The organism is Leifsonia sp. 2MCAF36 (assembly GCF_052115525.1).
GTDB lineage: Bacteria > Actinomycetota > Actinomycetes > Actinomycetales > Microbacteriaceae > Leifsonia.
The window spans coordinates 208884-228628 of sequence record NZ_JBFRGV010000005.1 but is presented as its reverse complement, the minus strand read 5'-3'; the positions used below and the strand labels follow the sequence as shown (position 1 = coordinate 228628).

The following is a 19745-nucleotide window of genomic DNA, read 5'->3' as shown; positions in this document are numbered from 1 at the left end:
CAAGATGGTGACGTGAGTTTCGAATTCGTGGCGGGCAACCTTGCGCTCGACTTCGTCGCGACGGTCGCCGAGCGACGCACGACCGCCGAGGAGCGTGTGCCCACTCCGGCCGCGCTCGCTCAGTGGTTCGTCGACGCCGGGGTCGTGGATGTGCCGCCTGCGGTCGATGCACCGGGTCACCGTGAAGCTCTTCGGCTGCGCGAGACGATCTGGCGCCTGCTGACGACCGACGTCGGCGTCCTGCTCGGGGAGCGTGACCTCGCCGTGCTCGACGGCTACGCCTCCGCCTCCATCCCGGTCGCGGCCCTCGCCGCCGACCGCAGCGTCCGCACGACCGGCGACCTCGCCGCCTGCCTCGCGGCGGTGGCGCGGGCGGCCATCGACGCTTTCCGCCCCCAGAACATCGAGCACCTGAAGTGGTGCGAGGGCACAGACTGCACGAGGCCGTTCCTGGATGCCTCGCGCGCCTCCAACCGCCGCTGGTGCGGCATGGCCGGCTGCGGCGACCGCGCCAAGGCGGCGGCCTACCGCGCCCGCAAGCGGTCCGTTCGCGGCTGACCCCCGCCCCAGCCTCCAGTAGCGACATCATGTCGCGACTCGGCGCGGAGAGGCGCGTCTACTCACGACTCGACGCCCGGAGCGCCCCGCCCACGCGGACGGAGAGCGGTCAGGAGCTCTGCCGCACCACCAGCTCCGTAGGGAGCAGCGTTACCCGCTCGACCGGCTCGCCCGCGAGCAGGCCGACCAGCACCCGCGCCATCGCCTCGCCGAGGGCGATCGACGGCTGGTGCACCGTGGTCAGCGGCGGCGTGGACATCAGGCCGAAGCTGTCGTCGTCGTACCCGACTACCGCGATGTCGCCCGGGATGCTGAGCCCGGCCTCGTGGATCGCCGAGTATGCACCTGCCGCCATCTGGTCGTTGGCGGCGAACAGTCCGTCGATGGGCCGGCCGTCGGCGAGCAGCCGGCGCATCGCATCCAGGCCCGACGCGGGCGAGAAGTCGCCGTACGCGACCATCGAGGTGTCGAGTCCCGCGCCATCCATTGCCCGCTTCCAGCCGTTGTAGCGGTCGAGGCCGGCGGGCATGTCCTGCGGTCCGGTGATGAGCGCGATGTTGCGGCGGCCGCGGTCGATGAGGTGTTGGGCGGCGACCTGCGCGCCCGCCACGTTGTCGACATCCACGTAGTACGACGAGTGCTCCGTCTCGCTGACCGGTCGTCCACCGAACACCAGCGGCAGGGAGGCGCCCAGCTGCGCGTAGGAGTGGTCGCCGGAATGGTGCGAGACGACGAGCGCACCGTCCACGTTGCCGCTCATCAGGTAGCGCCGCGTCTTGTCCGGGTTGGTCTCCGACGCGATCACCATGTTGAGCGTGTACTCGGTGTCCGAGAGGCTCAGAGCGACGCCCTGCACGATGGATGCGAAGAACGGGTCGGCGAAGACCTTGGCCGTCGACTCCGGCACCACCAGCGCCACCACCTCCGTGCGCCGCGAGGCCAGGGATCGTGCCGCCCGGTTGGGGACGTAGTTGAGGTCGGCGATGGCCCGCTCGACGACCGCAACCACCTCGGCGGTCACCTTCGGCGAGCCGTTGACGACGCGCGAGACGGTCGCCCGGGAGACGCCGGCGCGCGCGGCGACGGCCTCCAGGGTCGGAACCGCACGGGCTGCGATCTGCTCCGTCGTCATCGGGTCTCCTCGTCGCTTGCGTCCATGCTAGACGCGCGACGCGGCGGCCCTCTCCACTGTGCCCTCGACGGTGCCCTCGCCGGCGCGAGCGGCGGCGATGACCCGGGCGAACGCGTGCCCGGAGTCCTTCACGGTCCGTTCCTGGGTCTCGTAGTCGACCCGCACGATCCCGAACCGCTTCGCGTACCCCCACGCCCACTCGAAGTTGTCGAGCAGCGTCCAGACGAAGTAGCCGCGCACGTCCGCGCCCTCGTCGATGGCGCGGCCGACCGCGTCGATGTGGGAGAGGATGTAGGCCTCACGATCCGTGTCGTGCACGCTCCCGTCCTCCGCCATGACGTCGTCGTAGGCGGCGCCGTTCTCGGTGACGTACAGCGGCGGCAGGGTCGGGTAGTCGCGGGTGAGCCGCCCGAGCAGGCTGCGCAGCCCGTCCGGGTTGACCTCCCAGCCCATCGCGGTGGTCGGCAGGTCCCGCGAGGGGAACGTCACGTACTCGCTGCCGACGAACGGGGACGAGGTCGGACGCGCGGTCGGCACCACGGCCGGGGGTGCGTCCTCCCCCTGCGCGTGCCCGCTGACGTTGTCGTCGTGGTAGTGGTTCACGCCGAGGAAATCGAGCGGCTGGGCGATGGTGGCCAGGTCGCCGTCGTGCACCAGCTCCTCAAAACGGAACTCGCGCACGTCCTCCAGCACGTCGGCGGGGTACGCACCGAGCAGCAGCGGCTCGAGGTACATCCGGTTCCAGAGGCCGTCGATGCGGCGAGCGGCTTCTCGGTCGGCGGGATCCGCCGGGTCGTTCGGCACCGCGGTCGTCAGGTTGAGGGTGATGCCGAGTTGGAGGCCGTCCTCGCGACCTTGTTCCGCAGCCAGCGAGCGGATCGCCGCAGCAGCCAGCCCGTGCGCGAGGTGCTGGTGGTGCAGGGCGGCGAGGCCCGCGCGGGGCTCCCGTCGGCCGGGCGCGTGCTCGCCGCCCGCGTAGCCGATCAGCGATGAGCAGAGCGGCTCGTTGAAGGTCGTCCAGTGGTCGACCCGGTCGCCGAGCGCCTCGTAGACGGCGACCGCGTAGTCGCGGAACCGGTACGCCGTGTCGCGGGACGCCCATCCACCGGTCTCCTCGACCGCCTGCGGCAGATCCCAGTGGTACAGGGTCAGCCAGGGCAGGATGCCGGCGCCGAGCAGCTCGTCGACCAGCCGGTCGTAGAACTCCACCCCGGCCGGATTGATCTCGCGGTCGCCCGGCTTGACTCGGGCCCACGAGGTCGAGAAGCGGTACGACTGCAGTCCGAGGGACGCCATCAGTGCGACGTCCTGCGGCATGCGGTGGTAGTGGTCCACGGCGACCTCGGGGGTGTCGCCGCCCGCGATCGCGCCGGGGACGCGGGCGAACGCATCCCAGATCGAGTCCTCTTTGCCGTCCTCGTGGGCGGCGCCCTCGATCTGCGCGGCAGCGGTGGCCGACCCCCAGAGGAAGTCGGCGGGCCAGGTGCGATTCATTCTCAACCTTTCACAGCGCCGGCCATGATGCCGGAGACGAGCTGCCGGCCGGCGAGCACGAAGAGGATCAGCAGGGGGATGGTGGCGAGCACGGCTCCGGCGAGCACGATCGAGTAGTCGACGTACTTCGCCGACTGCAGCTGGCTCAACGCCACCTGCAGGGTCGGGTTCTGCGGCGCGACGAGCAGCGGCCACAGGTAGTCGGTCCACGCGGTCATGAACGTGAACAGGCCGAGGATGGCCATCGCCGGCCGTGCCGCGGGGACGCCGACGTGCCAGAACGTGCGGATCATGTTCGCGCCGTCCACACGGGCAGCCTCGATCAGCTCGTCCGGGATGACGTCGACCAGGTACTGCCGCATGAAGAAGACCCCGAACGCGGTGACCAGGGTGGGCACGATGACCGCGCCGAGCGTCCCGGTCCAGCCGAACTGCTTCATCACCATGAAGAGGGGGATGATGCCGAGCTGCGTCGGGACGGCGAGCGTCGCGACGACGAACACCATGAGGCCCTCGCGCCCCCGGAAGCGCAGCTTCGCGAAGGCATAACCGGCGAGGGTGGAGAACGCGACGACCGACGCGGTGATGACCGTCGCGACGATGATCGAGTTGCCGAGCGCCTGCCAGAACGGGACCGTGTCCAGCACCTGGCCGATGTTCGTCCAGAACCGGCCGCCGGGTAGCAGCGGCGGCCAGGTGGCCGTGAGGACGCTGCTGTCGCTGCAGCCGGCGACGAACGACCACCACAGCGGGTAGGCGCCGCCGATGAAGATGGCCAGCAGGATGCCGTAGGTCAGGAATCCGGGACGGCGGTCGATGCCGAGCGCGCGGCGCTTGGCTGCGCGGGTGGCCGTGCGCCCTGTTGGCGCGGTGGTGCGGGCGGTGGCGGTCACAGGTTCTTCTCCTCACTGGCGGCGGCCAGGATGCGCGACGCCTGCAGGCGGCGGGCGGTCCGTTTGCGATGAAGCCGGGATTCGGTGGAGGCGATCCGGCGCGAGATCAGGAAGTTGAGCACCCCGAAGATGACGATGAGCAGGAACAGCAGCCACGCGATCGCGGAGGCCTTGCCGAAGTTCTGCCGGTTGAAGGCCATGTCCCACAGGTAGAGCACGGTGGTCTGGTACTGCCGCTGCGGCCCGCCGGGGACGGCGCTGGACGGGTTGAACAGCTTGGGTTCCGTGAAGATCTGCAGGCCGCCGATGGTCGCGGTGATGATCACGAAGATCATCGTCGGGCGGATGCTCGGCAGCGTGATCGAGAAGAACCGGCGGAACGACCCGGCGCCATCGAGGGCCGCCGACTCGTGGATGTCGCGGGGCACCGCCTGCATGGCGGCCAGCAGGATGAGCGCGTTGTAGCCCGTCCACCGCCAGTTGACCATGGTGGCGATCGCGACGTGCGACGGGAACGTCTCGGTCTTCCACATCACCGGGTCGAGGCCGACGGCCTGGAGCATGTTGTTGATCAGGCCGTACTTCTCGTCGAAGGCGCTCGAGAAGATGAGCGTCACAGCGACCGGGGTCACCACGTAGGGGAGCAGGACGCTCATCCGCCAGAACGTCTTCGACCGGATGTTCTGGTCGAGGATCGCGGCGATGAACACGGCCGCGATCAGCTGCGGGATGGCGGACAGCAGGAAGATGCTGAGGGTGTTGAACAGCGAGTTCCAGAAGAACGGGTCCGACAGCTCGGCCGCGTAGTTCTTGAAGCCGACCCACTCGCCGGGTCCGGTGAGCAGGTTCCAGTTGTTGAGCGAGACGACGAACGTGTAGATCAGCGGGAACAGTCCGACGAGCGCGAAGAGGATGAAGAACGGCGCCACGTAGAAGTAGGGCGACGCCTTCACATCGAAGCGGCTGAGCCGCTGCTTGTAGGTGAGGCCGCCGCGGCCGGCTCGCCCGCGCGGCGACGAGGGGGCGGCGGGTGCGGTCTCCCGTGTGGCGGTGGTGGTCATGGCGTTTCTCCCGTGGAGCGGGCCCCCGCCGCACGTCTCACAGCGGGGGCCCGGGGTTTGGTGGTTCGGGTTACTTGTTGACGACCAGCTGGTTGAGCAGCTTCATGGCGTTGCTCCACGCCTGGTCGCCGTTCGCCTTGCCGGAGTCGAGCTGCTGCACGGAGGGGCCGAAGACCTGCGACTGGATGACGGAGTCGTCGGGCCCCTTGTACTGCGCGACGACACCCTTCGCGCGCTCACTGAGGATCTGCCCCACGGGTGCGTTGTTGAAGAACTTCGTCAGGTCGCTGGCCCCGGTGACACCGGAGTCGGACTGCGCAGCCGTCACCGACGGGAACGTGCCGGCGGCCTGGAAGGTCTGGACCTGCGACTTGGCGGTGGTCAGCCAGGCGGCGAGGGCTGCAGCCTCCTTCGGGTGCTTGGACTGCTTCGGCACGGTCAGGAACGACCCGCCCCAGTTGGCTGCGCCGCCCGGGAACACGTTGGCGAAGTCCCAGCCGGTGGTGGCGTCTCCGCCGCCCGCCTTGACCTGTCCCTGCACGACGCCGAGCATCCAGCCCGGGCACACGAACGTGGCGAAGGAGCCGTCGGTGAACGCCTTGCCCTTGCCCCAGTCCCACTGGGTCTGGTTCGAGGAGAGGCCGGCTGCGGCGCCCGAGGCGAGCTTCGACCACAGCGCCTTGAGGTCGCTGTTGTTCTCGATGTTGAGCTTGCCGTCCTTGGTGTAGTAGCCCTCGGGCTGCTGGTTCACCATGGCGTTCCAGATGAAGCCGGACTGGTCGTAGAAGGCCTTACCGGTGGCGGCCTTGTACTGCTGGCCGACTGTGAAGTAGTCGTCCCAGGTCGCGTTCGCGCCGCCGAACAGCTTGGCGACCGACTCGCGGTCGCTGGGCAGGCCGGCCGCGGCGAAGAGCTTGCCGTTGTAGCAGAGCCCCTCCGGTCCGATGTCGGTGCCGTAGCCGATGATCCGGCCGCTCTTGTCGGTGGCCTGCTTGAGCTTCCAGTCGACCCAGCGGTCCGTGATGTCGTTGGCGCCGTAGTCCTTCAGGTCGTTGAACTGGTCGGAGACCTGCATGACCTTGCTGAGCCAGCCCTCTTCGACGGCCTGCACGTCGGGGAGGCCGCTGCCGGCCGCTTCCTTCGTCTGCCAGTCGGTGAGCGCGTTGTCACCGGTGTCGATGTTGGTGGCCTTGATCTTGATGCCGGGGTGCTCTTTCTCGTACTGCGAGTAGAGCTTGTCGAAGCCCATGGTGCCGAACGTGGTGACGCTCAGCGTGATGGGGTCCGAGCTCGATCCGCTGCCGCCGCTCGACGAGCATCCGGCTGCGATGAGGGCGAAGGATGCTGCGCCGGCGACGGCCGCTGCGATCCTCACGCGTCGTGAAAGCTTCACGGTTCACTCCTTTGTGGTTCGGGTCTGTCTGCACTTGGTGCGCTGAGAGCGCTCTCATTCGAAGGGTGTGAGAGCGCTCTCACGCGTTTCATGAGAATCTAGAACGGCTCGGGCGGTCCTGTCAAGTCTTTAATGATCGCGCTCTCATCGCCGTGATTCCGGGAGAAACGCAAAACGGCCGCCACCTCATAGAGGTGACGGCCGTTTCGGCGGAGTGGAACGTCAGTCGATCGCGGGCCGCGGCCGCTGGGCCCGCGTGGATGCGGTGTCGGCACCGGGCTCGATCAAGGCGCCGAACTCCGTTGCCGCCCGGTTGGCGAGGATGCCGGTGTCGTACTCCTCGGCGTCGTCGTCCTCCGCCGCAGACGCGAGTACGCCGACGGGGGTCAGTGCGCGGTCCTTCTCGGCCTGAGCGTCCGCTTCGTCCGCTGCGTTGTCCGCCGCCTCCTGCAACGCCGACTTGGCGCGCAGCGGCGGGGCCTTGAAGAACAGCGTGAGCACGAAGGCCAGTAGCACGACGATCATCGCGACCCAGTAGACCTGCACCGCCGAGGCGTTGAAGCCGACCAGGAACGGCTGCGAGAGCCGCGGGTCCGCGTTGTTCAGGAACGACGTGTCGTTGGTGGCGGAACTGCTGTTCCCCGCGTTGCTCGACTTCTCGAGCTGCGCCTGGACCTGCGGGACCGCCTTGGACACGACGTTGGCGCGCTGGGCCGGGTCCGAGAAGTCGATCGGGGCGGCGCCCGCCTGCTGCGCCTGCGCTTGGGCGCCCTTCTCGATCGGGTCGACGATCTTGTTGTAGATCTGATCCATGATCTGCTTGTTCTCGGGGGCGTTCGCCACCGAGGGCGTGAGGGCGGCATCCAAAGCGCTGGTCAGGGTCGCCTTGTCGGACAGTGCGTTCTGGATGTTCGTCGGGAACACCGTGAAGAGCAGCGACAGCAGCACGGCGGTGCCGAGCGTTCCACCGATCTGACGGAAGAACGTGGAGGCGCTGGTCGCGACACCCATATCGCGCAGGCCCACCGAGTTCTGGCTGGCGATCGTCAGGGTCTGCATCAGCTGGCCGAGGCCGAGACCGATGAGCAGCATCGCACCGGCGATGAACCAGTACGAGTCGCCCACCTTGATGAACGTGAGGTAGAAGAACCCGCCGGCGAGCATGGCCGTACCGATGATCGGGAACTGCCGGTAGCGGCCGGTGCGCGCGATGATCTGGCCGGAGGCGATCGACGAGATCATCAGACCGAGGATCATCGGCAGCAGCTGCAGGCCCGACACGGTCGGCGAGGAGCCGAGCACGAGCTGCAGGTACAGCGGCAGGGTCAGCATCGCGCCGAACATCCCGAAACCGACGAAGACGCCGATGATGGTCGCCATCGAGAACGTGCTGGAACGGAACAGCTTGATCGGGATGAGCGCGTCGTCCTTCATCGCGATCTCGATGAAGATGAACGCGATGACGCCGACGACACCGATCACGTAGCAGGCGATCGCAGCGGGGCTGCCCCAGCCCCAGTCGCGGCCCTGCTCGGCCACCAGGAGGAGCGGCACCAGGGCGACGATGACGCCGGCGGCCCCCCACCAGTCGATCCGGGCCGAGCCGCGCTCACGCTTCGGCAGGTGGAGGAACCGCAACACCATGCCGAGGGCGAGGATGCCGATCGGGACGTTGATGAGGAACACCCAGCGCCACCCGGCGATCCAGAGGATCTGGTCGGCACCGGCGAAGAGCCCGCCGATCAGCGGGCCGATGAGGCTCGAGATGCCGAATACCGCGAGGAAGTACCCCTGGTATTTGGCGCGCTCGCGCGGCGCGAGCATGTCGCCCATGATCGCCAGAGGCATCGACATGAGTCCACCGGCGCCCAGGCCCTGAATGGCGCGGAAGGCGGCGAGCTCGATCATCGACGTCGAGAACGACGCCAGGACGGAGCCGGCGATGAAGATCAGGATCGCGATGACGAACAGCGGCCGCCGGCCGAAGATGTCGGAGAGCTTGCCGTAGATCGGCGTCGAGATCGTCGAGACGATCAGGTATCCGGTCGTCACCCACGCCTGCTCGCTGAGGCCGTGGAGGTCGTCACCGATGGTGCGGATGGCGGTACCGACGACGGTCTGGTCGAGGGCGGAGAGGAACATGCCGGCCATGAGGCCGAAGATCACGAACAGGATCTGCCGGTGCGACATGATCGGTTGGGGAGCGGTGTTCGCCGCGCTGGTCTGAGTGGACATCTGTCTCCGTGTCGAGAGTCGGGTGAGGGGACGCCCGTCAGCGGAACGTCACACCGGTGTGGGGCAAAAGAATTTTGCGGAGACTGCAAAGTTACACCCCCTGCCACGTCGGCCACAACGCAGGCCAACCGGATCGGCGGGGGGCGTTCGCCACCAGCGAACGGTGCGCCGGATCCCGCGATGAAAGCGGCCACATGCGGTCGGGATGCGGTGGAAAACGAACAAAATGGCCCCCTTCCAGGTCACGCAAATAATCCAGGCGTACCGTTGAAAGGTCCCCGCCCCCCACCTCTCAATCCGCCACGAAGGATGTATGAGTCCTCTCAGCGCCCACCGTCGCGCCCGTCGCGCGGTCGTCCTCACCGCCGTCGCCGCGACAGCCGCCCTCGCGTTCACCGCGTGCGCCGGTGAGCCATCGCCCGTGACGAAGGCCGTCGCCCACGCCGTGGCGCCGTCTGCGACCCCGGTGTCGTCGGTGGTGTCGTCCATCCAGCCCGCAACGGGCAGTGTGTCCGGCGGCACGGTGACCCTCACCGGCACGAATCTTCAGAAGGTTGGCACGGTCCAGATCGGCGGTCAGCCGGCGACCGTCACGCAGGCGAGTGCGGACAAGGTGGTCGTGAACGTCCCGGCCGCGGCGAACTTCCAGGCAGGATCCGTCCCCGTCACGGTCACCGACAAGACCGGAAAGCCGGTCACCACCGCGGCAGGCAGCTACGACTACCAGGTGCAGACGCCGGTGGACAAGCAGCTCGCCTACGCGCTCACCTACTGGAAGAACTACAACACCGCCGAGTTCGGTGACCTCAACCCGGTCGGCGGCGACTGCGCGAACTTCGTCAGCCAGACGCTCCTCGCCCGCGGGTGGCAGATGAACGCCCAGTGGTACAACCGCGACGCCGCAGCGAAGTGGAGCCCGGCGTGGGGCTACGTGCCCGCAATGGACAACTACTTCCGCGCCAATGCGGCGCAGCTCGGGCTCACGGAGTACTCGTTCGACCAGCGCGACAAGATCAAGGTCGGCGACATCGTGATGTTCGACTGGAACGACAACGACTCACTGGACCACGTGCAGATCGTCTCCGGCGTCCAGAACGTCAACGGCAAGATCATGATCAAGATGGCCGGCCACAACGAGGACAGCGACTATCGCGACCTCGACCAGGCGATCACCGTCGACCACCCAGGCGGCGTCGGCCACTTCTGGAGCCTCTCGAAGTAACGGACGGCTTGCGGCCGATCTCACCGGACGGCCTCCCGCGTGAGCTATGCTCAGCCCGTGAGTCTGGGGGGTGCCCGCGACAGGCGGGTTCATGCGATGCGGGCTGCCCGCGTGGGCGGCGCGATCGTGGCCGTCCTGATCCTGGCGGGATGCGCGTCCGCGGCGGTCTCCGCCGCTCCCGCCAGCCACCGTCCGACACCGCACCGCTCTGCGCCGACCCCCCGGCCGCTGCGGCCCATACCGACGCCGACCATCCCGCCGGCGCCGACGGTCGTGGGGTTCGACAAGACCGCCCTCTCGGTCGACGACCCGGCCAGCCTCTGGGTCGTGGTCAACAAGCCGCGCGCGCTCACTCCGCTCGGCTACGCCCCCGCCGACCTGACCTACCCTGACGTCGTCTACGTCAACCAGCAGCCGATGCGCCAGGCGACCGCTGCAGGCCTCGTCTCGATGTTCCAGGCGGGCAAAGCCGAGGCGGGGCTCGACTTCTCCGTGCAGAGCGCCTACCGCCCCTTCGATTCGCAGACCCGTGTGTACGACGAGGATGTGGCCGCGCACGGTCAGGCCTACGCCGACACGGACACCGCCCGCCCGGGCCACAGCGAGCACCAGACCGGCCTCGCCGTCGACATCAGCGCGGTGCCGGCGCAGTGCTCGCTCGACGCGTGCTTCGGCGAGACCGCGCAGGGCCGCTGGCTCGCGGCGAACGACTGGCGCTTCGGCTTCATCCTGCGTTACCCGGCCGACAAGGTCGCTGTGACCGGCTTCACGTACGAGCCGTGGCATTTCCGGTACGTGGGCGTCCCGCTGGCGACCGAACTGCACAGCACCGGCGTGACGACGCTCGAAGAGTTCTTCGGCTGCGCCGGCGGCACCGCCTACCCCGGCTGAGGCCCTCCGTCCGAAATCGGCGCGCCTCCGTCGGAGGTCAGCGCGCCTCCGTCGGAGATCTCGTGCAGGCCGATCCCGCTTCTCCGTCTGGCCGCGGAAAGTCGGAGATCCGCGGCACTTCCCCCAACCTTGCGCGGCCCGACGTCAGGCGCCCAGCGCGTCCCCGACGATCCGCTTGGCCTCGTCCTGCACCTCGCGCAGGTCGTCCTCGCCGACGAACGACTCGGCGTAGATCTTGTAGACGTTCTCCGTGCCGGAGGGTCGCGCGGCGAACCAGGCCTTCTCGGTCTGCACCTTCACGCCGCCGAGCGGCGCGTCGTTGCCCGGTGCGCGGCTCAGCTTCGCGGTGATCGGCTCACCGGCGAGCTGGGTGGCCGTGATCGCGTCGCCGTCGAGCTTCGACAGCGCGGCCTTCTGCTCGGGGCTCGCGGGCGCATCCACCCGCTGGTACACCGGGTCGCCGAACCGCTCGGTCAGCTCGCGGTACAGCTCCGAGGGCGACTTCCCCGTCACGGCGCGGATCTCGCTGGCGAGAAGGGCGAGCAGGATGCCGTCCTTGTCGGTCGTCCACGCCGTCCCGTCGAAGCGGAGGAAGCTCGCGCCAGCGCTCTCCTCGCCGCCGAAGCCGACCGTCCCGTCGATCAGGCCGGGGACGAACCACTTGAAGCCGACCGGCACCTCCCAGAGCCTGCGGCCCAGCGACTCGGCGACCCGGTCGATGATCGACGACGACACCAGCGTCTTGCCGACCGCCGCATCCTTCCGCCACTCGGTGCGGGTGCGGAACAGGTACTCGATCGCGACAGCGAGGTAATGGTTCGGGTTCATCAGCCCGCCGTCGGGCGTGACGATGCCGTGCCGGTCGGCGTCCGCGTCGTTGCCGGTGAGGATGTCGAAGTCGGCGCGGCGCGCCACCACCGAGGCCATCGCCGAGGGGCTTGAGGGATCCATGCGGATCTTGCCGTCCCAGTCCAGCGTCATGAAGCCCCAGGCCGGGTCGACGTCCGGGTTCACGACCGTCAGGTCGAGGTCGTAGCGCTCGGCGATCGCCTGCCAGTAGTTCACGCTGGCTCCGCCGAGCGGGTCGGCGCCGATCCGGATGCCGCTGTCTTTGATGGCCTTCACGTCGATGATGTTCTCGAGGTCGTCGACGTAGTGGCCGCGGAAGTCGTAGGTCTCGACACCGGACGGCTCCGCCATCCGCACCTCGGTCATGCCGTTGGCGATGATCTCGTTGGCGCGCTTCGCGATCCAGCTCGTGGCGTCGGTGTCGGCCGGTCCGCCGTGCGGCGGGTTGTACTTGAAGCCGCCATCGGAGGGCGGATTGTGGCTCGGGGTGACGACGATACCGTCCGCCTGGTCGTCATGTCCTTGCCGGTTGTAGCGGATGATCGCGTGCGAGACGGCGGGGGTCGGCACCCAGTCGTCGAACTCGTCCACGAGGACGCGGACCTCGTTGCCGACCAGCACCGCGAGCGCAGTCGTCGTGGCGAACTCGCTCAGCAGGTGGGTGTCCGCCCCGATGAACAGCGGGCCGGTGATGCCCTGGCTGTTGCGGTACTCGACGATCGCCTGGGTGGTCGCGGCGATGTGGTCCTCGTTGAAGGCGGTGTTGAGCGACGACCCGCGGTGGCCGGATGTGCCGAACACCACGCGCTGCTCCGGGATGCTGACATCCGGCTTCAACTCGTAGTACGCCCTGCGCAGGGCGTCGACGTCGATCAGGTCGGAGGGCTGCGCGGGGGTGCCGGCTCGTTCGTCCATGCCCCTACTCTTCCACGGCCGCTGGCTCCCGGCGAGGTCGGGGAGGGACGAGGAGCGCCCTCGATCAGAACCGGGGAGTCCGCTGGCCCGAGATTGTGGCCGGTCGATCGGCGACGATTCCGGGCAAACGCGAGTGCGAGGTGATCCAGGTGCGCAGGTCTGCGCTCACATATCCGGCCAGGTCGCAGATGTATCCATGGTCGACCATGAGGTCGCGAGCGAAGATCGGTTCGTGGTGAGCCGCGCGATTGCGGAGGAGTCGGAGCCGCTCCATCCGGGAGCGCAGTTCTGCGCGCCGCCCGGAGTAGTTCGGGAACGCCTCGGAAAGGCCGCGTTCCCAGAGCGACGCGTGATAACGGTTTACCAGGAGGCTTTCCCAAAACGATGCCCGCAGTTCGGCGATCAGGTGGCCGGGGCTCCAGCAACCGACACCTCTTCGCCTATCGAGATATGCCGCAGCGTCCGCGATCTGGCCCCGCTCGCTCGCACGGAGCGGTGCTTGCGTCCACCAGTCCGCACGCGCGAACACGCCCGTCAGCCGGCCATGTATTGCGTTGCGGACACCGACTTCGAGCGCTGCGAATGCGCCCAGAAGGCCCGCTGAGGCTTCGATATTCCAGGCGTAGAGGCGGAGCCCTTCGGCCTCCGATCCGTCCTGGGCCGCCAGGTAGGGCGCGAAACGATCCGAGCCGACGATGTCAGGGAGCGAGGACAGCGTTGCCGGATCGATGTGTTGCATGAGTTCCTCGATGGTGGTGCAGCGCACTTCGCGCGGGTGGGACAAGCTGATATCCTTTCAGCTGTAAGCCCCGGACGGGACGCCCTGAGCGTCGGCGCGCCGGGGCAATCACGTTAACGCGACGGCTGGCTCCCGCCAACGGCTCGGTAGGCTGAGCGGCATGTCTTCCGCTCCTGACGGCGCTCCGGCCGAGCTGCCCGCCTCCCTCGACGACGTGTACAGCTTCCTCGGGCCGTCGGGCACGTTCACGGAGGCCGCGCTGAAGCAGGTGCCGGAGGCCCGCGGCAAGCAGTGGCGTGCCGTCAACAACCTCGGCGAGGCGCTCGCCGACGTGGTCGAGGGGCGCAGCGTCGCCGCCATGATCGCGATCGAGAACTCGATCGAGGGCGGCGTGTCGGTCGCGCAGGATGCGCTGGCCACCATCCAGGGGCTGCGCATCATCGGCGAGTACCTGGTCCCCGTGAACTTCGTGCTCGTGGCCCGGCCCGGTACGACGCTGGCCGACGTTCGGACGATCAACGCCCATCCGGTCGCCTACGCGCAATGCCACCAGTGGCTCGACAGCCACCTGCCGGACCACGGTCACCTTCCCGCCTCGAGCAACGTGGCCGCCGCGGCCTCCCTCTTCGAGGGCAGCGCAGCGGACGCCGCCATCGCTCCTCCCGGCATCGTGGACCACCACGAGGTGGTCGTGCTCGCCGAGAACATCGGCGACAACGCCAACGCGGTCACCCGCTTCGTCCTGGTCAGCACCACGCGCAGCGTTCCGGAGCCGACCGGCGCGGACAAGACCAGCCTGATCGCCGAGCTGCCCGACGACCGGCCGGGAAGCCTCCTCGACCTGCTGGAGCAGTTCTCCACCCGCGGGGTCAACCTGAGCCTGATCGAGTCGCGACCGGTCGGCGACGAGCTCGGGCGCTACCGGTTCGTCATCGACGCCGACGGTCACATCCGTGACGAGCGGGTCGCGGATGCGCTCCTCGGGCTGCGGCGGTTCAGTCCCTCGGTCATGTTCCTCGGCTCCTACCCGCGCGCGGACGGTGCTGCGGTCGAGTTCGACCAGCGGTACCGGGACGACGTGTTCACGGAGGCGCGCGAGTGGCTGGCGTCGTTGACCGACGAGGGGTGACCGGCGAGGCGTGACCGACGGGACCGGCGAGGCTGCGGTCCACGAGCGACCGCCGTCGGCGTAGGCTGCGAACAGCACGACGGTCGGGAGGTCAGCATGGTCGCCGAAGAGCATGACGACAGCGGTCGAGCCGACGGCTTCGACCCGCGGTTCGACCCGTCCTTCCAGCGCGGCTACCAGCCGCAGCCCGGGGAGCGGCCGCGCACCCGCGTGCGCGAGAACGCGCCGGATGCGGCGTACCGCCGCCCGTCGTCGGTGCTGCAGCGGCCGGACGAGCGGGACCGCGACCCGGATCGCGTCGCTCCAGCGGCCGACGACGACACCACTCTCGCGCTCGCGGATGCGTCGAGCGCGCTCGCCCGTGACACTCCGTCCGGCAGAGAGACGGCCCCCTTCACGGATGCCGCGATCGTGGTCGGCGGCCCCGGCCTGCTCGCCCGACTGGAGCTCGACCCGCGCCGCAACCCGATCATCCTCACGCTCTGGATCGTCGGCGCCGGGTTCGTGCTCCTCGGCATCGTGCTCTACTGCATCTCGGTGACCTCGTCGTACAGCGGTCCGACACCGAGCAGCGACGTCGGTTCGCTCGTCTTCGCGCAGCTCGGCTGGATGCTCGCCGGCCCGCTGATCACCGTCGGGCTGCTCACCCTGGTCGGCCTGCTGTTCCTGACGGCCCTCGCCGGGCGGCGGACGCGGGAACCCGTTCCCCTCGACGACGAGCTCTGACCCGGCCCCGTTCCGATCAGGGAACAGCCACCAGCAGGCTCCGCGCTTCCACGGAGAGGTCGAGGCCGACGATGTCGCCGAACGCGTCCCCGTCGAGCTCGAACGGCTCCGGCGCATCCACCTCGAGCCGCACGGACGCGCCGCGCAGGTAGCTGAGCCGCGTACGCACGGCGCGGTCGGTGAAGCGGATGATCCGCCGGCCGAGGGCGGACTTGCGCAGCACCCGGTTCTCCCAGGTCACCTTGCGCCAGATCGCCAGCCAGCCGAAGACGGACGCGGGCTGCAGGATGGCCACGTCGAGCAGCCCGTCGTCGATCGCTGCGTCCGGGATGAGCTCGATGTTCCCGGGCAGTGCGCCGCAGTTGGCGACGAGGAGGGTGCTGACGTGCGCCGAACGCTCGGGTCCGCCATCCAACCGGAACCGCACGTGCACCTTCACGGAGGCCGGGAGGGCGCGGACCGCCGCATCCACGTAGGCGAGCCAGCCGAAGCGGCGCTTCAGTTCGGGGCGCGCCGCCGCGATCATGGCCGCGTCGATCCCCACGCCCGCCATCACCAGGAACGCGTGCTCGGTGACCGTCCCGTCGGGACGCAGTGCGGATGCCGCCCCCAGGTCGATTCGGCGCGTCTGGCCCCCGAACGCGATGGCGCACGCGCTCTCCACGTTCGCGAACGGGATGCTCAGGTTGCGCGCCAGCAGGTTGCCGGTGCCGCCCGGGATGACCGCGAGCGTGGCATCCCGGCCCCGGAGGGCCTCGGCGACGGCTCGCACGGTTCCGTCCCCGCCGGCGGCCAGCACCAGCGTCGCGCCCCGGTCGAGCGCCTCCCGGGCCTGCGCCTGGCCGGCCTCCTCGGGAGTCGTCTCCAGCCACAGCAGTTCGGTGCGGCCGGCCTCCGCTTGGGCGGCAGCGGCGGCCGCTTCGACAGCGGCCCGCACGCGGGGCACGTCGACCCGAACCGGGTTGTAGACGATCGCGACGAGCCTGTGCTCTTGCCCGCCCCGTCCGTTCACGGTCCTCACGCTACCTGTTCGGCATCGGTCGATAAGCTGGTCAGGTGATCGATCCTGTGCTCCTCCGCGAGAATCCCGATGTCATCCGCCGCTCGCAGGAGGCGCGCGGCGACTCCGTGCGGCTGGTGGATGAGGCGATCCAAGCCGACATCGAGCGCCGCGCCGCCATCACCGCCTTCGAGGAGCTCCGCGCCGAGCAGAACGCTTTCGGCAAGACCGTCGCGCAGGCGCCCAAAGAGCAGAAGAAAGAGCTCGTCGCCCAGGCGCAGCAGCTCGCCGGCCGCGTCAAGGAGGCCCAGCAGACGGCGAACGAGGCGGACGCGCGCTTCGATCAGCTGGTCCGCAGCATCGGCAACCCGATCGTCGACGGCGTGCCGTCCGGCGGCGAAGACGACTATGTCGTGCTCAAGACCGTTGGGGACATCCCCGAGTTCGGCTTCGAGGCGCGCGACCACCTGGAGCTCGGCGAACTGCTCGGTGCGATCGACATGGCCCGCGGCGCCAAGGTGGCGGGCGCCCGCTTCTCGTACCTGCGCGGCATCGGCGCCCGGCTGGAGCTGGCGCTGATGAACATGGCGCTCGACAAGGCGCTGCAGAACGGTTTCATCCCGATGATCACGCCGACACTGGTGAAGCCGGAGATCATGCAGGGCACCGGCTTCCTCGGGGCGCACGCCGACGAGGTCTACCACCTCGCGAACGACGACCTCTACCTGACCGGCACGAGCGAGGTCGCGCTCGCCGGCTACCACTCCGACGAGATCATCGAGGTGGGCGAGCCGGTGCGGTACGCCGGCTGGTCGACCTGCTACCGGCGTGAGGCCGGCTCGGCGGGCAAGGACACGCGCGGCATCATCCGCGTGCACCAGTTCACCAAGCTGGAGATGTTCGTCTACGCCCGTCCTGAGGAGGCCGAGGCCGAGCACCAGCGGCTGCTCGGCTGGCAGGAGGAGATGATGCAGGCGCTCGGCCTCAGCTATCGGGTCATCGACACCGCCGCAGGCGACCTGGGTTCGAGTGCCGCGCGCAAGTACGACGTGGAGGCGTGGATCCCGACCCAGGGCCGCTACCGCGAGCTCACCTCCACCTCGAACTGCACGACCTTCCAGGCGCGACGGCTCGACATCCGCTACCGCACCGAGAGCGGCAAGACGGCGCCGGTCGCGACCCTCAACGGCACGCTGGCCACCACGCGCTGGCTCGTCGCGATCCTGGAGACCCACCAGCAGGAGGACGGCTCCGTGCGCGTCCCCGAGGCGCTGCGCCCGTACCTGGGCGGCCTCGAACTGCTGGAGCCGATCTCCCGGTGAGCGGCGACGACCGCCTGCTGATCGCGCTCGACGTCGACGGCACGCTCATCCACGAGGACGAGACCGTCGGCGACGCCGTGCGGGCGGCGGTGACCCGCGTCCGTGAAGCCGGCCACGAGGTCATGCTCGCGACCGGTCGCAGCTGGGAGACCGCTCGCCCCATCCACGAGGAGTTCGGCCTGACCAGCGAATTCGTCGTGTGTGCGAACGGCGCGCTGACGATGAAGCGCGACGAAACCCTCGAGGGCAGTTACCGGCGCGAGTTCATCGAGGTGTTCGACCCGACCGACGTGCTGCAGACCATCCGTCCGCACCTCCCCAGCGGAAGCTTCATGGTCGAGGGTCCGACCGGTTTCCGTCGGTACACCGAGGGCATGACCGATTGGGAGCTGGTGAACGCCGAGGAGGTGCCGTTCGACGAGCTGCTGGAGCATCCCGCCACCCGCGTCGTCGTCGTCTCGCCCGAGCACGACACCGAAGAGTTCCTCTCCATCGTCGACCGGATGGGGCTGCAGCGCGTCAGCTACTCCATCGGCTGGACGGCATGGCTCGACATCTCGCCCGACGGCGTGAGCAAGGCGACGGCCATGGAGCGGGTGCGGCACGCGCTGGACATCCCGCGCACCCACGTCGTGGCTGTCGGCGACGGCCGGAACGACCTGGAGCTGCTGCAGTGGGCGGGCGCGGAGGGGCTCAGCGTGGCGATGGGGCAGTCTCCGGACGAGGTGAAGGCGGCCGCCACGCGCACCACGGGACCCGTCGTCGACGATGGCCTCGCAGAGGTGCTCGACGCGTTCTAGGTGCACTACCAGCCTCCCGTGTCAAGCTCTTAGATGGCGTGCGCTCTTCCGGGTGCACCCCTGTGGATGCGAACATGGCTGATCGGAAGGAAGTGAATGAGCGAGATGCCCACCCGCGCGCAAGCGCGAGCGCAGGAGAAGGCGGCAGGACCGGCGGTCCGTCACGGACGGCTGAAGCAGCACCATCCGCTCAAGGCACTCCTCAAGATCTTCGTCGCCCTCATCGCCGTTGTCGGTGTGACGGGCGTCTCGCTCGCGGCGTACGCGGCGGTGGATGTGGCGTCCAGCGTCAAGAAGTCGGTCAAGCTGGTCGACGCGAAGGGCCACGAAGTCACGCCTGGCGTCGGCGCAATGGACGGCGCCTTCAACGTCCTCCTGGCGGGCAGTGATTCCGGCGGCGGCAACGCGGCGTACGGCGACCGCGGTGAGAACCTGAACGACGTGACGATGCTGCTGCACGTCTCCGCGGACCACCAGAACGCGACCGTGATCAGCTTCCCCCGCGACATGTACGTGGCCATCCCGTCGTGCCCGGACCCCAAGGGCGGCAGCTTCGACTCGATGAGCCGGCAGAAGATCAACAACTCGCTCAGCTACGGCGGCCTCGCCTGCACGGTGCTCACGGTGGAGAAGCTGACCGGACTCGACATCCCGTACGCGGGTGTCATCCAGTTCGACGGCGTGATCGAGATGTCGAACGCGGTCGGCGGCATACCCGTGTGTGTCGCCGGCGACATCACAGACCCGTACACCGGTCTGGATGTGAAGGCCGGCCAGAACACCCTGCAGGGCGCGCAGGCGCTCGCCTTCCTCCGGACCCGGCACGGCGTCGGCGACGGCTCGGACCTCGGCCGCATCAGCAACCAGCAGGTGTTCCTCTCGTCCCTCGTTCGCACGATCAAGAGCGCGGACGTGCTGAGCAACCCGGTCAAGCTGTACGGGATCGCGAAGGCGGCGACCAGCAACATCACGCTCTCCAACAGCCTCAACAACCCGACGACGATCGTCTCGATGGCCATGGCGCTGAAGAACATCGACATCAGCAAGGTCGTGTTCGTGCAGTACCCGAACCACTACCAGGGCGACGGCGTCGTGCCGACGACGGATGCGGCGCAACAGCTCATGAGCGCCCTCCGGAACGACCAGCCGGTCGCGCTGACCGGCAACACCGGCGTCGGATCGGAGACCGATCCCAACGCCCCGGCCACGCAGGCCCCGGCGTCCCAGGCTCCCGCGACCCAGGCGCCCGCCACGCAGGCGCCGGCAACGCAGGACCCGGGCGACGGCTCGACACCGGCACCGACCGACGGCGCCGTGACCCTCCCGTCCGACGTGCACGGCCAGACCGCGGCGCAGTACACCTGCTCCAAGCCGTTCACCGACTGA

Annotated in this window: 17 protein-coding genes; 8 read left to right on the top strand and 9 right to left on the bottom strand. The window is 68.9% G+C overall.

Translation table 11 applies throughout. From position 1 onward, the window contains the following. Positions 1–12: 12 nt before the first annotated feature. On the top strand, positions 13–558 hold the full coding sequence (locus tag AB4079_RS09940) for a CGNR zinc finger domain-containing protein (protein WP_441787132.1): 546 nt from the start codon (positions 13–15) through the stop codon (positions 556–558). Positions 559–667: 109 nt separating this feature from the next. Here the strand turns inward: AB4079_RS09940 and AB4079_RS09935 are convergent, their stop codons facing one another. The 6 genes from AB4079_RS09935 to AB4079_RS09910 form a co-directional block, all read right to left on the bottom strand. Then, a complete protein-coding gene (locus AB4079_RS09935; RefSeq protein ID WP_441787131.1) occupies positions 668–1690 on the bottom strand; it encodes a LacI family DNA-binding transcriptional regulator in 1023 nt (340 codons plus the stop codon). Between the two features lie 27 nt (positions 1691–1717). Continuing rightward, the gene (locus tag AB4079_RS09930) at positions 1718–3184 is read right to left on the bottom strand and encodes a GH1 family beta-glucosidase (RefSeq protein WP_441787130.1); all 1467 of its coding nucleotides are present in this window, start codon (positions 3182–3184) and stop codon (positions 1718–1720) included. Between the two features lie 2 nt (positions 3185–3186). Then, on the bottom strand, positions 3187–4077 hold the full coding sequence (locus tag AB4079_RS09925) for a carbohydrate ABC transporter permease (protein ID WP_441787129.1): 891 nt from the start codon (positions 4075–4077) through the stop codon (positions 3187–3189). Then, positions 4074–5138 carry a carbohydrate ABC transporter permease gene (locus AB4079_RS09920; protein ID WP_441787128.1) on the bottom strand — a complete coding sequence of 355 codons (1065 nt, stop codon included), beginning with the start codon at positions 5136–5138 and terminating at the stop codon, positions 4074–4076. Before AB4079_RS09920 ends, AB4079_RS09925 begins: the two co-directional genes overlap by 4 nt. 70 nt (positions 5139–5208) lie before the next feature. Beyond that, entirely contained in the window at positions 5209–6531 is a 1323-nt protein-coding gene (locus AB4079_RS09915) for an ABC transporter substrate-binding protein (RefSeq protein ID WP_441787127.1), read from the bottom strand. A gap of 222 nt (positions 6532–6753) precedes the next feature. Then, positions 6754–8766 (bottom strand): MDR family MFS transporter, encoded by a 2013-nt coding sequence (locus AB4079_RS09910; RefSeq protein ID WP_441787126.1) that lies wholly within the window; start codon positions 8764–8766, stop codon positions 6754–6756. A 313-nt stretch (positions 8767–9079) separates the two neighbouring features. Here AB4079_RS09910 and AB4079_RS09905 point away from each other — a divergent pair, with 313 nt between their 5' ends. After that, complete coding sequence (locus AB4079_RS09905) at positions 9080–9988, top strand: amidase domain-containing protein (RefSeq protein WP_441787125.1); 909 nt, start codon at positions 9080–9082, stop codon at positions 9986–9988. Between the two features lie 57 nt (positions 9989–10045). Next, the gene (locus tag AB4079_RS09900; protein ID WP_441787124.1) at positions 10046–10879 is read left to right on the top strand and encodes a M15 family metallopeptidase; all 834 of its coding nucleotides are present in this window, start codon (positions 10046–10048) and stop codon (positions 10877–10879) included. A 144-nt stretch (positions 10880–11023) separates the two neighbouring features. Here AB4079_RS09900 and pgm read toward each other — a convergent pair whose 3' ends face one another. Both pgm and AB4079_RS09890 read right to left on the bottom strand, forming a co-directional pair. Then, positions 11024–12643 (bottom strand): phosphoglucomutase (alpha-D-glucose-1,6-bisphosphate-dependent), encoded by a 1620-nt coding sequence (gene pgm, locus AB4079_RS09895; RefSeq protein WP_441787123.1) that lies wholly within the window; start codon positions 12641–12643, stop codon positions 11024–11026. A gap of 64 nt (positions 12644–12707) precedes the next feature. Continuing rightward, positions 12708–13427 (bottom strand): hypothetical protein, encoded by a 720-nt coding sequence (locus tag AB4079_RS09890; RefSeq protein ID WP_441787122.1) that lies wholly within the window; start codon positions 13425–13427, stop codon positions 12708–12710. 115 nt (positions 13428–13542) lie between these two features. Here AB4079_RS09890 and pheA point away from each other — a divergent pair, with 115 nt between their 5' ends. Together pheA and AB4079_RS09880 are read left to right on the top strand one after the other, a co-directional pair. After that, positions 13543–14511 carry a prephenate dehydratase gene (gene pheA, locus AB4079_RS09885; protein WP_441787121.1) on the top strand — a complete coding sequence of 323 codons (969 nt, stop codon included), beginning with the start codon at positions 13543–13545 and terminating at the stop codon, positions 14509–14511. Between the two features lie 96 nt (positions 14512–14607). Beyond that, a complete protein-coding gene (locus AB4079_RS09880) occupies positions 14608–15237 on the top strand; it encodes a hypothetical protein (RefSeq protein ID WP_441787120.1) in 630 nt (209 codons plus the stop codon). A gap of 16 nt (positions 15238–15253) precedes the next feature. On the opposite strand, the gene AB4079_RS09875 is transcribed toward AB4079_RS09880, so the two are convergent. Continuing rightward, positions 15254–16249: a diacylglycerol/lipid kinase family protein gene (locus AB4079_RS09875; protein WP_441787119.1), complete on the bottom strand. Its 996-nt coding sequence runs from the start codon at positions 16247–16249 to the stop codon at positions 15254–15256. Positions 16250–16293: 44 nt separating this feature from the next. Here AB4079_RS09875 and serS point away from each other — a divergent pair, with 44 nt between their 5' ends. From serS to AB4079_RS09860, 3 genes are all read left to right on the top strand, one after another. Further along, entirely contained in the window at positions 16294–17559 is a 1266-nt protein-coding gene (gene serS / locus AB4079_RS09870; protein ID WP_441787118.1) for a serine--tRNA ligase, read from the top strand. Continuing rightward, complete coding sequence (locus AB4079_RS09865) at positions 17556–18359, top strand: HAD family hydrolase (RefSeq protein WP_441787117.1); 804 nt, start codon at positions 17556–17558, stop codon at positions 18357–18359. The genes serS and AB4079_RS09865 overlap by 4 nt, the downstream gene beginning before the upstream one ends. Before the next feature lie 96 nt (positions 18360–18455). Further along, positions 18456–19745 (top strand): LCP family glycopolymer transferase, encoded by a 1290-nt coding sequence (locus AB4079_RS09860; protein ID WP_441787116.1) that lies wholly within the window; start codon positions 18456–18458, stop codon positions 19743–19745.